The organism is Flavobacterium sp. (assembly GCF_025352425.1).
Classification (GTDB): domain Bacteria; phylum Bacteroidota; class Bacteroidia; order Flavobacteriales; family Flavobacteriaceae; genus Flavobacterium.
Genome location: NZ_JANXTI010000035.1, coordinates 53,932 through 68,875, shown reverse-complemented (window position 1 = coordinate 68,875; position 14,944 = coordinate 53,932). Strand labels below are relative to the sequence as shown.

The 14,944-nt window shown below is 35.7% G+C and carries 16 protein-coding genes and 2 pseudogenes; all 18 read left to right on the top strand.

All coding sequences use genetic code 11. From position 1 onward, the window contains the following. Positions 1-123: pseudogene (locus Q0Q99_RS05370) on the top strand (IS982 family transposase); the annotation flags it as partial. A 65-nt stretch (positions 124-188) separates the two neighbouring features. Further along, positions 189-523, top strand: a pseudogene (locus Q0Q99_RS05365) (PadR family transcriptional regulator). Beyond that, the gene (locus Q0Q99_RS05360) at positions 520-1,122 is read left to right on the top strand and encodes a hypothetical protein (protein ID WP_293892545.1); all 603 of its coding nucleotides are present in this window, start codon (positions 520-522) and stop codon (positions 1,120-1,122) included. Before Q0Q99_RS05365 ends, Q0Q99_RS05360 begins: the two are co-directional and overlap by 4 nt. A gap of 47 nt (positions 1,123-1,169) precedes the next feature. After that, positions 1,170-2,642, top strand: coding sequence for a DUF5687 family protein (locus Q0Q99_RS05355; RefSeq protein WP_293892542.1), 1,473 nt, complete (start codon positions 1,170-1,172; stop codon positions 2,640-2,642). Positions 2,643-2,663: 21 nt separating this feature from the next. Then, positions 2,664-3,362 (top strand): ABC transporter ATP-binding protein, encoded by a 699-nt coding sequence (locus Q0Q99_RS05350; RefSeq protein ID WP_293892539.1) that lies wholly within the window; start codon positions 2,664-2,666, stop codon positions 3,360-3,362. 149 nt (positions 3,363-3,511) lie between these two features. Beyond that, positions 3,512-6,358: a gliding motility protein gene (locus Q0Q99_RS05345; protein WP_293892536.1), complete on the top strand. Its 2,847-nt coding sequence runs from the start codon at positions 3,512-3,514 to the stop codon at positions 6,356-6,358. Between the two features lie 5 nt (positions 6,359-6,363). Further along, complete coding sequence (locus Q0Q99_RS05340; RefSeq protein WP_293892533.1) at positions 6,364-6,768, top strand: polymer-forming cytoskeletal protein; 405 nt, start codon at positions 6,364-6,366, stop codon at positions 6,766-6,768. Beyond that, positions 6,737-6,973 carry an AtpZ/AtpI family protein gene (locus Q0Q99_RS05335; protein ID WP_293892530.1) on the top strand — a complete coding sequence of 79 codons (237 nt, stop codon included), beginning with the start codon at positions 6,737-6,739 and terminating at the stop codon, positions 6,971-6,973. Before Q0Q99_RS05340 ends, Q0Q99_RS05335 begins: the two co-directional genes overlap by 32 nt. Further along, positions 6,970-7,368 carry a hypothetical protein gene (locus Q0Q99_RS05330; RefSeq protein WP_293892527.1) on the top strand — a complete coding sequence of 133 codons (399 nt, stop codon included), beginning with the start codon at positions 6,970-6,972 and terminating at the stop codon, positions 7,366-7,368. Before Q0Q99_RS05335 ends, Q0Q99_RS05330 begins: the two co-directional genes overlap by 4 nt. A gap of 115 nt (positions 7,369-7,483) precedes the next feature. Continuing rightward, on the top strand, positions 7,484-8,602 hold the full coding sequence (gene atpB, locus Q0Q99_RS05325) for a F0F1 ATP synthase subunit A (RefSeq protein ID WP_293892524.1): 1,119 nt from the start codon (positions 7,484-7,486) through the stop codon (positions 8,600-8,602). Positions 8,603-8,691: 89 nt separating this feature from the next. Next, positions 8,692-8,889 (top strand): ATP synthase F0 subunit C, encoded by a 198-nt coding sequence (gene atpE / locus Q0Q99_RS05320; RefSeq protein WP_264520066.1) that lies wholly within the window; start codon positions 8,692-8,694, stop codon positions 8,887-8,889. 105 nt (positions 8,890-8,994) lie between these two features. Then, on the top strand, positions 8,995-9,495 hold the full coding sequence (locus tag Q0Q99_RS05315) for a F0F1 ATP synthase subunit B (RefSeq protein ID WP_293892521.1): 501 nt from the start codon (positions 8,995-8,997) through the stop codon (positions 9,493-9,495). Beyond that, positions 9,495-10,028, top strand: coding sequence for an ATP synthase F1 subunit delta (gene atpH, locus Q0Q99_RS05310; protein WP_293892552.1), 534 nt, complete (start codon positions 9,495-9,497; stop codon positions 10,026-10,028). Before Q0Q99_RS05315 ends, atpH begins: the two co-directional genes overlap by 1 nt. Before the next feature lie 6 nt (positions 10,029-10,034). After that, complete coding sequence (locus Q0Q99_RS05305) at positions 10,035-10,547, top strand: hypothetical protein (protein WP_293892518.1); 513 nt, start codon at positions 10,035-10,037, stop codon at positions 10,545-10,547. A gap of 12 nt (positions 10,548-10,559) precedes the next feature. Continuing rightward, entirely contained in the window at positions 10,560-12,137 is a 1,578-nt protein-coding gene (gene atpA / locus Q0Q99_RS05300; protein ID WP_293892515.1) for a F0F1 ATP synthase subunit alpha, read from the top strand. A gap of 72 nt (positions 12,138-12,209) precedes the next feature. Next, entirely contained in the window at positions 12,210-13,070 is an 861-nt protein-coding gene (gene atpG / locus Q0Q99_RS05295) for an ATP synthase F1 subunit gamma (RefSeq protein ID WP_293892512.1), read from the top strand. Between the two features lie 197 nt (positions 13,071-13,267). Continuing rightward, positions 13,268-13,975, top strand: coding sequence for a DNA-binding domain-containing protein (locus Q0Q99_RS05290; RefSeq protein WP_293892509.1), 708 nt, complete (start codon positions 13,268-13,270; stop codon positions 13,973-13,975). 475 nt (positions 13,976-14,450) lie between these two features. After that, positions 14,451-14,834 (top strand): T9SS type A sorting domain-containing protein, encoded by a 384-nt coding sequence (locus Q0Q99_RS05285; protein ID WP_293892505.1) that lies wholly within the window; start codon positions 14,451-14,453, stop codon positions 14,832-14,834. Positions 14,835-14,944: the final 110 nt, after the last annotated feature.

Below are 14,944 nucleotides of genomic sequence, written 5' to 3'. Positions count from 1 at the left end.
AAAACTTTTGAAGGTTTTAAAACAAGAATTTTAGCAAAAATAACAGCATTAACATTGGTTCAGTATATCAATAAATTCATATTTGACAGACCAATAAACAATATTAAAAATCAAACAATTTAATTACACCCAACGGGTTATGTATATAAAAAACTTATGTATATTTGAATTTCAAAAAGGAATTAAAAATGAAAAATTCGCAATTATATAAAGGAAGTTTAACCACGATAGTGATGAAACTTTTGGAAGAAAACGGACGGATGTATGGATATGAAATTACCCAAAAAGTAAAAGAAATTACTAAAGGAGAATTAAAAATCACCGAAGGCGCCTTATATCCAGCGCTACATAAGCTGAAGGCCTTTTAGAAGTGGAAGTAGAAAACGTAGACAATCGAATAAGAAAGTATTATAAATTAACCGATATAGGCACTACCGAAACCATAAATCGCTTGACAGAATTGGAAGATTTTATTCGAAATATGCAGACGTTGGTTCAACCTAAATTAAATTTTAAAATATGAAATTATCAAGCAAAGAAATTAAATTCATTGACACTTATTTAGAAAATTCGGATGTTATTTTTGTTGACCTGCGTGCTGAAATGACAGATCATATTGCAACAGGCGTAGAAGAAAAAATGGAACATGAAAAGATTGATTTTTATGATGCTTTTAAAGAGTATATGATTAAAAACAAACGTGAACTTTTGAAATCAAACAATAAAATGACCGGTCATTATTTAAATTCAATAATACAATTTTCAAAGACATTTTATAAACCATACAATATAATATTAGGATTATTGATTATCATAGGCTATCGTTATTTCAATGAAGACAGTATATTAATGACACTCCATCATGCATTGTTTTTAACAATTATTGGCTTTAGTGTTCTTCAGTTAATAATTCATTTTATGATTCTTAAAAAACGTTATTTTTATCTTGAAAAAACATCAATCATACTTTTAGCAATCTATTATTTTGATCTTGTTTTAAATGGTTTTTCCAAAGATTTCTTTGGAAATTATTTCACTGTTGGTACAACACTTTTTTTGTACGTTGCGTTTATTATTCACTATTTTGTTACGGTTAAAAAATTTAGAATTCAACATTTGTAACATTTCTCTACGTTTGAGAACTAATTCCAAAACCTAAACCACCAACTATGTTCAAACACTTCATTTCCCTTGAATGGAAAGCTTTCTATCGTTCAGCATCTTTCGCTACTAATTTGGTTCTGAAAATTGTAATGGGTTTAGTCGCCTTATATTTCATGGTCATTTTTATTGCTGCCGGAGTTGGAATTTTCTTTCTAATTAAAGAAGATTTTCATGTAGAGCCCTTATTTACAGTCAATAAATACATAATTTATTATTTGGTTGGCGATTTAGTCATAAGGTATTTTTTTCAAAAAATGCCTGTTACGAACATTAAGCCACTATTGAATCTGCCCATAAAAAGAGACGTGATTGTTCATTTCTCCTTAGGGAAAACCATGATTTCGTTTTTTAATATTTTACACGCATTTTTCTTTATTCCGTTTACGATTGTTTTATTGATGCATGGCTACGGATTTCAAGCTGTTTTATGGAGTTTAGGAATGATGGCGCTGATTTATTCCAATAACTTTATCAATGTTTTGATTAATAATAAGAATATCGTTTTCTATCCTTTATTGGCTATAGTCGTGACTTTGATATCGGTTCAGTATTACCATATTTTTGACGTGACGAATTACACCCAACTATTCTTCCAGGGAATGTTCAGCACCAATTATTTGTTCCTGATGCCAATTCTTTTAACCATTGTGACTTATTACTTTTCGTTTGATTATTTTAAAAAGAACCTAAATCTGGATACGGGTTTGGCGAAAAAAAACGACGAAGCCAAAACCGAAAATTTCACATGGCTGAACCAATTTGGAACACTGGGAACTTTCCTAAAAAATGACATCAAATTGTTGAAAAGAAACAAACGTTCCAGAACCACTGTGATTATGAGTTTCCTTTTCATTTTTTACGGATTGCTTTTTTACACAAATGCTATTGAGGCTTATCAAAATCCGATGATGCAGGTCTTTGCCGGCATATTTGTTTCAGGCGGATTTTTATTCACTTTCGGACAATTTGTACCAAGCTGGGATAGTGCTTATTATCAACTGATGATGAGCCAAAACATTCAATATCGCGAATACATCAGTTCAAAATGGTGGCTAATGGTTATCGGAACATCGATTGCTACGATTATTGCCTCTTTCTACTGGGTGTTTTTCGGATGGCAAATTTACATGTTGATTGTGGTGGGAGCCATTTACAATATTGGCGTAAATTCCCATTTAGTGATGCTCGGCGGTGCTTTTGTGAAGACTCCAATCGACCTGACTATGGCAAAAAAGGCGTTTGGCGATAAACAGGCTTTTAATGTAAAAACGATGCTTATCTCCATACCAAAATTATTGGTGCCAATGCTATTATATTCGCTTGGGTTTTATCTTCATTCGGCCAATCTTGGATTTTTGTTAGTTGCGCTGGCGGGAATTTTTGGTTTCGCTTTTAGAAATACGGTTTTCGCTAAGATTGAAAAGATTTATAAGACCGAAAAATACGCAACCATAGCCGCTTACAAACAAAAAAACTAAATTTTAAACATCACACAAATCATGATACAGGTAAATAATTTAACCAAAAGATATAACTTAGAAAGAACCGTATTAAACATACAAAATCTTGAAATTCCGAAAGGACAAAGTTTCGGATTGGTTGGGAATAACGGCGCAGGGAAAACTACTTTTTTTAGTTTGCTGTTGGATTTAATTCAGCCAAGTTCCGGACATATAATCAACAATAATGTTCAGGTTAACACTAGCGAAGCATGGAAACCTTTCACATCCGCATTTATTGATGAGAGCTTTCTGATTGGTTATTTAACTGCTGAGGAATATTTTTATTTCATTGGCGATTTGCGCGGCCAAAACAAAGCTGATGTTGATGCATTGCTGAAAAAGCACGAAGAATTTTTTAATGGAGAAATTCTGAACAGCAAAAAATATTTGCGGGATTTATCTAAAGGAAACATGAAAAAAGTAGGCATCATCGCCACTTTAATCGGTAATCCGGAAGTGATTATTTTGGACGAACCCTTCGCTAATCTTGATCCGACAACGGTTAACAGATTAAAGATAATCATTAAAGAATTGGCCGAAAATCCTAATGTTACCGTTTTGGTTTCTTCACACGATTTGGTTCATACCGTTGAGGTTTGCAACAGGATTGTAGCCCTAAGCTTGGGCGAAGTGGTAAAAGATATTCAAACATCACCGGAAACCCTGAAGGAATTAGAGGCGTTTTTCGCAGTGTAAGAAACACATTTTATAAAATAGCGGTCGGGATTTATCACTAATGGTAAAAACTTACCGCTAATTTTTTTGCCATATCAAAAAGAAACGTATTTTTACCAGTTAGTATACTATTTATGACTTTTTTGCGTTATAACATTAAACGTTTTGCTTTGAAAACCACTACAATTAAATATATTATCTTCACGGGATTACTATTTTTTTTAATCGCCTGTTCTACGAAGAGAAACTCATGGCTTTCCAGAAATTCACATGCGCTTAGCACGAAAGACAACATTTTATACAATGGTGGAATTGGTTTGGCCAAAGGAGTTGAGGAAGTAAAACTTCAAAACAAAGACAATTTTTGGGAAATCCTTCCCGTAGAAAGAATGCAGATTTCCGAAGACAATCTTATGCCGGGCAATACGAAGAACGCTAATTTTGAGAAAGCGGAAACCAAAGCCACTAAAGCAATTCAGAAACATTCCATGAACATTAACGGTTCAGAAAAAAACCCACAAATGGACGAAGCGTATATGATGCTTGGAAAAGCAAGATATTATGACCAGCGCTTTGTGCCGGCTTTGGATGCGTTTAACTATGTGCTGAACAAATCGCCAAATAGTGATAAAATATACGAAGTAAAAATTTGGCGGGAAAAAACCAACATGCGTCTGGATAATGATGCTTTGGCAGTAAATAATCTTCGAAGACTGCTCAAAGAAATCAAATTTAAAGATCAGATTTTTGCGGATGCCAATGCGACTTTGGCACAGGCTTTTTTAAATTTAGAGCAGAAAGACAGTGCTGTTGCCAAACTGAAAATCGCTAAAAAATACACCAAATCGAAAGAAGAAATATCGAGATATAATTATATTTTAGGTCAGATTTACGAAAATCTCGGATACAAAGACAGCGCATATGCCAGCTATCAAACCGTAATTGATATGCATAGAAAAGCAGCAAAAGCTTATGTTATTCATGCGCATGCAAGGCAAGCCGCACAGTTTGATTATAAAAAAGGCGATACAATTGCATTCCTGAAAAAATATGCCGACTTACTGAAAGACAGAGAAAACAGACCTTTTTTGGATGTTTTACACCATCAATTGGGCTTGTTTTATGAAAACAACAACAATAAGGTTCTTGCCAAAAAAGAATACAATCTTTCATTAAAAAAGAAAACAGCCGACTCCTATCTTATAGCTTCCAATTATAGGAATTTGGCCGATTTACATTTTATAGATTCTAAATTTGTTAAAGCGGGAAATTATTATGACAGCACCTTGGTTCAGTTAAAACCAAGAACGAGAGAATATAATCTGATAAAAAAGAAAAGAGAAAATCTTGAAGAAGTTATCAAGTATGAAGCCATTTCACAAACAAATGACAGTATTATTTCTCTTTATAAAATGTCAGGTTCAGAAAGAACAGCTTATTTTGAAACGTATATTGTAAAGCTTAAAAAAGAAGAAGAAGCTCAAAAAAAGGCAGCCGAGAAAGAAGCCCGACTTAAAGAAAATCAGGATAGGACCGATGGGAAAATCGATTCAGATGACGCTTCTGATGCCAAAAAGTCAAAGGCAATACTACCTAAAGCAACTAGTGCTACAGCTTCAGGAAGTGATAGTTTCTATTTTTATAACCCTACAACTGTTGCTTACGGTAAAGTAGAGTTTGCAAAAAATTGGGGCAAAAGAACGCTTCAGGATAATTGGCGTGTTTCATCAATTTCGGAAAAAGAAAACACAGGAAAAGATACCAATGGAAAAGATTTTGAAGGCGCTAAAGATGCTAAAGATGTTGCGGCTGTTGAGGAACGATTTACCCCAGATTTTTACACAAAGCAGATTCCCGAATCACAGGCAACTATAGACAGTTTGAGCAAAGAAAGAAACTTTGCTAATTACCAACTTGGAATCATTTATAAAGAGAAATTCAAAGAATACCAACTTGCTGTTAACAAATTTGAGAAATTATTAAATGATGGCCCTGAAGAAAGATTGGTGTTGCCATCAATGTATCATTTGTACAAGCTTTATGAAATTTTAGATAAATCAAAAGCCACCGCAATGAAAGAAAGTATCATTGCAAATTATCCAAATTCGCGCTATGCCCAAATTTTACAAAATCCGTCAAGCGAAATTGCTGAGTCAAGTGATTCGCCAAATGCAGTATATACAACCATTTACAAACAATATCAAAGCGGCGAATTCAAAACAGTTTTAGCGGCTACCGAAAGCGCCATTAACCGATTTACAGGAGATGAAATTGTTCCCAAATTCGAGTTGCTAAAAGCCAATATCGTTGGAAAACTTAGCGGTCTTGGTGAATTTAGCACCGCATTGAATTATGTTGCCTTAAATTATCCAAATAGTGAAGAAGGTAAAAAAGCAGAAAGATTATTAGCCGTTGATTTGCCAAAATTAGAAGCGTTGCAATTGTCGAAAGCACCTTCCAAAAACTGGAAAATTTTATATGCTACAAAAGATTTTGAAGATGCAGGAACTAAAGCACTGCGTGAAAAAGTTAAAAAATTCATTGCCGACAGGAGTTTAAATAAACTAACAGTTTCTTTGGATATTTACACGATGACGGATAATTTTGTGGTGATTCATGGTTTAAATTCAGAGGATTTAGCAATAGGAGTTACTTCTATTTTAAAAGACTATAAAGATTATAAAGTACAACAAATACCTATAATTATTTCTGCCGAAAATTACACGATAGTTCAGATAAAAAAGAATTTAGACGAATTTTTAGCCGGGAATCTTCCTGAAACGGCAACACAACCAAACTGGGACGGAACGGTTGAACATGCGCCAGAACCTGTACAGCCAAAACCCGCTGTAAATAATAATCAAAAAGACCAACCTTCTCAGGATAACCCAAATGAGAATATAAAAGGGAATGGTCAAAAAGGGACAGATCAAAAAACAAGTAATCCAAAATCTGAAGATCAGGAATATGGACCACCGCCATCACCTGGAGGAGAGAAATCCGGAAAAAAAGGATAGAAACCATGTTTGAGAAAAGTCCAAAATCATACACTGACCTTTTAGGTAAAACCAACCGAATTGTTGAAGGAACGACCATTCAGGGCGATATAATTTCACCTGCAGATTTTCGTTTGGATGGACATTTGATTGGGAACTTTCAATCCAAAGGAAAAATAGTAATTGGACCCGCGGGTAGCGTCAAAGGAGATATCATTTGTAAAAATGCCGATATAGAAGGTAAGTTTGACGGTAAAATACAAGTACAAGAAATTCTTAATGTGAAATCCAAAGCCCTTATTCATGGCGAAGTAATCTGCGGAAAGCTTTCTGTTGAACCCGGTGCCGAATTCAGTGCTTCATGCATAATGAAACCGCATGTTAAAAACTTGATTACCGATGGAAAATCAGCAGAAGAAAAAACAGCGTAATAAATGGTTGGCGCTTATTAACATTCCCATCCAAATGGGAGTTATTGTATTTTTGTTCGCTCAATTAGGTCAATGGCTCGACCACAAATTCATAAACAAACATAATTTATACGTAAAAATTTTAACGATGTTAGGTGTTGCACTTGCGTTTTACAACATCGCCCGACAGTTAAAAGAAATCAACAAATCTGAAGAAGAAAAATGAATTTGAAAAAGTACAATTCCCTTTTTAAAATCCTTATCGCCGCAATAATTGGTCTCATTATCCATAAAGTGATATCGCATTTCATTATTCCAAAAGAATTTGAAGAAAACTTCATTTATTCAACTCCATTGCTCTACGTTTTGTTTGCCCTTCTTTCTGTAGTTATTGTTTCCTTGTTAGCGAAAGTAAAAGAAACAGCAGAAAACTCCGTAGGTTACGCCTTTTTAGCATTTACTACTTTAAAGATGGCAATTGCCTACGCTTTTTTAAGACCAATTATCCACGCACATCTTCCAAAAACGCCATCAGAAAAGTTAAACTTTTTTGCGATTTTTATTTACTTTTTGGCAATAGAAACTTATCTAACCATCAGAATTTTAAACAATAAGCAATAAATTGTTTTAGAATCGATAATTCCGTCAAAAAAATTAAAACTTATACTTTTTAATATTAATTAAAAGTGTACTTTTGCACCAAATTTCAGAAATAAAATTTAGACAATTCATAGTTATGGTGTTTTCAAAAAAATCATTCCTTTATAGTATAGTAGCATTAATCGCTTTTTTACCTTCAGTTTTATTAGCAAATTCACCTGAGCAAGCCTCGGGACAAGGAGAAGCTGTCGCCAAGGAAAATCAGGATCCAAAAGCTGAAATCAAAGAACAGATTGACGAAGTAAAAAACCACCACGTTTTAGACGCACACAGTTTTACCTTTTTTGGAGATAAGGAAACCGGAAAAGAATATGGCTTCCCATTACCGATTATCCTATGGGATGGTGGGCTTCATGTGTTTTCATCTTCAAAATTTGATGATGGGAAAGCAGCAGAAGATGGTGGAAACTATTATGTTTTACACCACGAAAAAATCTACAAAACCGATGCTTCAGGAACTTTAGCCGGAGACGAACATCATCCGGATAACGCTAAACCATTAGATTTTTCAATTACCAAAGGCGTTTTTACAATGTTGCTAATTGCGCTTTTAATGTTCTTATTGTTTAGAAGTTTAGGAAATTCATACTCTAAAAACGGAGGCGTTGCAGCAGGAGCCGGAAGATTTTTTGAACCAATCGTATTGTTTGTTCGTGATGAAATTGCTATTCCAAACATTGGTGAAAGACACTATAAAAAATACATGAGTCATTTATTGACTGTGTTTTTCTTCATCTGGTTTTTAAATGTGGTTGGTATGACACCATTCGGAATCAACGTTACAGGTAATATTTCTGTGACTTTCGGGTTGGCTGTTATAACGTTTATCATTACAACATTTACAGCTAAGAAAGATTATTGGTTGCACATGATATGGATGCCCGGAGTACCGGTTCCTATGAAAATTATTTTGGCGCCAATTGAACTTATCGGAGCAATCATCAAACCTTTCTCATTAATGATTCGTTTGTACGCAAATATGTTTGCGGGTCACCTTGTATTGATGAGTTTGATAGGAATGATGTTCGTTTTCAAAAGCTGGATCGGAAGCCCGTTAACATTCGGACTTTCATTCATCATTTCATTAATAGAAATATTGGTAACTCTTTTACAGGCTTATATCTTTACTATGTTAACCGCTTTATATTTTGGTGCTGCTGTTGAAGAACACCACCATGGGGACGAGCATCATTAAAAAATGTCCGGTGGACATTTTATGCGAGTAGCCAGACGGCGCGTTGGCGCATTAATAAATTTGAATGTTTAATTAAATATATATACATTATGGAAGGAAATCTTCACCTTATTGGAGCAGGATTAGTAGTTATTGGAGTAGGAATTGGTATCGGTAGAATAGGTGGTTCTGCATTAGATGCAATTGCCCGTCAACCGGAAGCTACAGCAAAAATTCAAACAGTGATGCTTATTGCAGCAGCACTTATTGAAGGTATCGGATTTGCAGCGTTATTCGCAGTATCTTAATCCAAAAAAACCAAACCAAAAGCTGCAACGGTTGGTTGTAGCTTTGGTTTATATTTAAAGAATTAAAATTACACTATACATTACATAATATATACAGATTAAATTATGGAAAAGTTAATAAATGATTTCTCGTTCGGATTGTTCTTTTGGCAGTCATTAATTTTCTTGTTATTGATTTTCTTGTTGAAAAAATTCGCTTGGAAACCAATTCTTGATGCTGTTAATGAAAGAGAAGAAGGAATCAAAAACGCATTACTTTCTGCAGAAATTGCAAAAAGAGACATGCAAAACCTTAAATCGGATAACGAAAAATTATTAGCTGAAGCTAGAGTTGAAAGAGACGTTATCCTAAAAGAAGCCAGAGAAATTAAAGATAAAATTGTTTCTGAAGCTAAAGACGAAGCGCAGGTTCAGGCAGGTAAAATGATTGAACAGGCAAAAGCTGCAATCAATAGCGAAAAAAATGCAGCAATGGCAGATTTGAAGAATCAGGTTTCTTCTTTGTCTATCGAAATTGCAGAAAAAGTATTAAGAAGTGAATTAGCTGACAAAGATTCTCAAACTAAATTGGTTGAGAAAATGTTGGGCGACGTTAAATTAAATTAATCGTTATGTCAAGAGCTGCGATTAGATACGCGAAAGCAATTTTGGAAACTGCGGTTTCAAGCGGGAAAGCCAATCAGGTACATGATGATATGAAATCTATCATTGGTGCGGTTGACTCGAGTGCTGATTTAAAAGAATTTTTGGCAAGTCCAATCATTAAATCAGATTTGAAGATGAATGCTTTGACCGAAGTTTTTGGTTCAGTTCAGGCTGAAACAAAATCGCTTTTCCGATTACTGAAGGAAAATAAAAGATTTGAGATATTGACAGCAATTGCTACTCAATACAATGCTCAGTTTGACGAAATGAACGGTGTTGAGGTTGCGAAAGTGACTACCGCTTTTCCTATTACAGCTGAATTGGAAGCTAAGATTTTGGCGAAAGCCGCAACTATTTCGAATAAAAAAATAACCATTCAAAACACAGTTGACCCCTCAATCATTGGTGGATTTATTTTGAGAATAGGCGACAAACAATACAACGCTTCTGTATCAAACAGATTGCAGGAGTTGAAAAGAGAGTTTACAAATTAATTTTTTATGAAAAAAACTATCACCCTCTTATTATTTGTAATTTCTTCTTTAACTTATTCTCAAGATATTAAGTTAAAGAAAGGGGAAATACTTGTTGACGATAAGGCATGGTTAAATTACGAAGGTTGCGGAGGATTTAGCGCTAGTTGTAGTATGATGATGATGACGGATAAACAGGAAATCGTTTATATGAAGTTAATAACAGTTCCAGGTGCTGAACCAATTACAAATTATAATAAGACAGGAGAGTTAACCTATATTGAAGTTAAATTTTTAGGTTTGAAAAGTTCAATTGAACTTAATAATGTAAGCTTCAAAAAAGTAATTAATATCATTTATAATTCTAAATGTATAAATGAAGATGGCACATTCGATGAAGACAAAGTTTTAAGGCTTGTGGAAAAGTATGGAACTCCGTTTTCAGACCGGTTAAGAAGCACGACGAATACCAATAATACAATTATAATCAAAGAAGAACCGGCAAGAGGTTCAGGAGTAAATATTAATATAGGAAGATAATAATATATCAAAATGGCAGAAATTAATCCAGCTGAAATTTCAGCAATATTAAAGAAACAATTATCTGGTTTTGAATCAGGTGCAACATTAGAAGAAGTAGGAACAGTTCTTCAGGTAGGTGATGGTATTGCCCGTGTTTATGGGTTATCAAACGCTCAATACGGTGAGTTAGTACAATTCGACAACGGATTGGAAGCTATCGTTTTGAACCTGGAAGAAGACAATGTCGGAGTTGTACTTTTAGGACCATCTACCGGAATTAGAGAAGGTTCTACAGTAAAAAGAACACAACGTATCGCTTCGCTAAAAGTTGGCGAAAAAATCGTAGGTCGTGTAGTAAACACACTTGGTGAACCAATTGATGGTAAAGGACCAATCGGTGGCGAATTATACGAAATGCCATTAGAAAGAAAAGCGCCGGGAGTTATCTTCCGTCAGCCGGTAACGGAACCGTTACAAACAGGAATCAAATCTATCGATGCGATGATTCCGGTTGGAAGAGGTCAAAGAGAGCTTGTAATTGGTGACCGTCAAACAGGTAAAACAACCGTTTGTATCGATACCATTCTGAACCAAAAAGAATTTTATGATGCCGGAAAACCGGTATTCTGTATATATGTTGCTATCGGGCAAAAAGCTTCGACAGTAGCAGGAATTGCTAAGACATTAGAGGAAAAAGGAGCAATGGCTTATACTACAATTGTAGCTGCTAATGCTTCCGATCCGGCACCAATGCAGGTTTATGCACCAATGGCCGGGGCTGCAATCGGAGAATATTTCAGAGATTCAGGTCGTCCTGCCTTGATTATCTATGATGATTTATCAAAACAAGCGGTTGCTTATCGTGAGGTGTCCCTTTTGTTAAGAAGACCACCGGGTCGTGAAGCTTATCCTGGAGACGTATTTTACTTACACTCCCGTTTATTGGAAAGAGCTTGTAAAGTGATTGCCGATGATGGAATTGCAAAAGACATGAACGACTTACCGGATTCATTGAAACCAATCGTAAAAGGTGGCGGTTCATTAACAGCTTTACCAATTATCGAAACACAGGCAGGTGACGTATCTGCGTATATTCCAACTAACGTAATTTCGATTACTGACGGACAGATTTTCCTTGACGGAGATTTGTTTAACTCAGGGGTTCGTCCGGCAATTAACGTAGGTATTTCGGTATCTCGTGTTGGAGGAAATGCTCAGATTAAATCGATGAAAAAAGTAGCTGGTACATTAAAGTTAGACCAAGCGCAATTCCGTGAATTGGAAGCGTTTGCAAAATTTGGTTCTGACCTTGACGCGGTTACCTTAAACGTAATTGAAAAAGGAAGAAGAAACGTTGAAATCCTGAAACAGGTGGTTAACGATCCGTACACAGTTGAAGATCAGGTTGCTATTATCTATGCAGGTTCCAAAAACTTGTTGAAAAGCGTTCCTGTAAACAAAGTAAAAGAATTCGAAAGAGAATATATTAACTTTTTGAACAGCAAACACAGAGATATTTTAGATGCTTTAAAAGCCGGTAAATTGGACGACACTATTACCGACGTTTTAGAAAAAACAGCTAAAGAACTTTCAGCGAAATATAACTAAAGAAGTATTAAGTATCAATTAGTAAGTACAAAGACTCTTACTACTTGATACTTAAATCTTAATACTCATAAAATGGCAAACCTAAAGGAAATACGTAATCGGATTAGTTCAGTTTCATCTACGATGCAAATTACATCGGCTATGAAAATGGTTTCTGCTGCAAAGCTGAAAAAAGCTCAGGATGCTATTACGGCGATGCGACCTTATGCTGAAAAATTAACCGAACTTTTACAGAATGTTAGCTCGACTTTAGAAGGCGATGCCGGTGGGGAATATACAACGCAACGTGAGGTAAATAAGGTTTTAATTGTTGTTATAACTTCTAACAGAGGTTTAGCCGGCGCATTTAATACCAACGCTATCAAAGCAGCCAAAGAAGTTGCAGAAAGTTATGCCGGAAAACAAGTTGATATTTTCCCGATTGGGAAGAAAGGAAATGATGTTTTAGCAAAAACATTTACGGTACACGCGCATCATAATGCAATTTATGATAATCTGACTTTTGATAATGTAGCCAACATTGCAAATGTTCTAATTGAAATGTTTACTACTGGCGAATATGACAAAATCGTGATTGTGTACAACCAATTTAAAAATGCCGCAACACAAATCGTTCAAACAGAACAATTTTTGCCATTAGCACCAATTGCATCCGATGTCCCGGCTTCAACCGGAGATTATATTTTTGAACCATCAAAAGAAGAAATTGTACTGACATTGATTCCAAAATCATTGAAAACACAATTGTACAAAGCAATCCGGGATTCATTTGCATCAGAGCACGGAGCGCGTATGACGGCAATGCATAAAGCAACCGACAACGCAACCGAGTTAAGAAACCAATTGAAATTAACTTACAATAAAGCACGCCAGGCTGCCATTACTAATGAGATTTTAGAAATTGTTGGTGGGGCGGAAGCTTTGAAAGGATAATTTATAATTAACTTCGTTCCGTTCGGCATTAATGACTCGGGTCAAAATATTTAGTAAAAGAGCCAACGAATGTTGGCTCTTTTTTTGTGGTTTTAATGCTAACTTTTTATAAAACAACAAGTTAAACTTTTGTTAAGGCATAATAAAAGAAAAATCTTATCGTTATTAAAACATTAGTAACTTTAATTTTTATTATTATGTCTATTAAGTATTATTTACAGCCGAACCCGATTACCCCTGACCCAAACGATCAGTCAGCCAGAGTAATCAGCAATCAGATCCATGATGTAGACAGCATTACAAGAGAAATGCTAAAGCGTGGAAGTACCATCACCGAAGCCGATGTTCGTGCAGTACTAAAAGTGTTCTTTGATGTGGTTACTGATGAAGTAGCCGAAGGGAACAATGTGAACCTTCCGTTGGTTAACATCAAACCCGGAATTAATGGTGTTTTCACTAACGCCATCGACAGTTTTGACCCGTCGAGACACATCAAAAAAGCGAATGTCTCTTCGGGTATTTTATTGACCCAAAAACTGAACTTTGCCAAAGTTGAAAAAGTAACCCAGGCAACGGCAGCACCCGCTTTAATTCAGTTTACTGATATAAACACCCAAAACACGAACAGCATACTTACTCCGGGTGGTATTGCGCAGGTAGTAGGAGAAGAATTAAAGTTCAACCCAGCGAATGCTGCCGAGGGCATTTATTTTATTGCAACAGACGGCACCGCAACCAAAGTGGTCATTATTGCCAGCAGGACAGAAGGCAAACTAATGTTTAGCATTCCGGACACCTTAGTAGCAGGAAGTTACACCCTCGAAGTACGCAAAGGCGTATGGCACAACAAACATTGTCATTCGTTCCGGAAGCCTGCAGGATACTTTGCAGGTGAGTTAAGCTAGTCCTTTTTTAGTTAAAAGCCCGAATGGTTTCCCGTTCGGGTTTTTTTATGGCTAATAACGGGTATAGTTTGTTTTTCAATGCATCATTTTTTTGTTTTCCAATACGGTAATCAAAAAAATTCTAATGCAGGATTTTCTTCTCCACCAATACGGTAAACAAAAAAATTACGCATTGTCGACAAGATGATTTCGCATTAAGATTGTTTTGATTACGCATTAGGATTATAATGATCCTAATGCAGGATTTTTTTATTTACCGTATTAGGATGTATTGTCTGGGTTTTTAGTACTGGCATTTCGAGGAAAATACCAGCAATAGCGGCGAAGCGAACTTACCATAGTAAGTAATTTTACCAGCCCCGTAACAGCAGTACTCTCGTCCTATAGTGATCGGGCAATTATTTCGCCTGCTACATTTACGCTTAATCCGGGACCTAACGATTATAACTTTACTTTTGTGCCCATTAATGGGTTTATGGGTGGAGATATCGATTTGTTGCTGACCATAACGGATAAGGACAAAATATGCCAGACTCCTTTTAAAATTACGCTGCTTAATTGTGGTGGGGAAAGCAATGAGGGACGATCCAAGGCTGTATTGCCGGATGAATTAATCAATAGCATGGCGCTGTATCCAAATCCTGCCCAAAATGAACTGCATATTGCCTTTACCGCGGTAAGCAATGACTCGGAAATAGCGATTTATGATTTAACCGGGCGGTTAATAATCAGTTATGCGGCTAAGGAGCCAAAGGGCGATTGGACGTTGTCTTTAAACAATTATGCTGCAGGAGTTTATGTGGTGGTGCTCTTTGAGCACGGTCAGGTAGTACTGCAGAAGAAACTGATTAAGGATTAAATTGTTTTTGGTGCCGCTGTAAAGCAGCACTAAAAACTCTGTATAGAATTACTTATATTTGTATGGGCAATGGCAGTTAATGCCATTGCTCATACCTATTAAAACCTTAA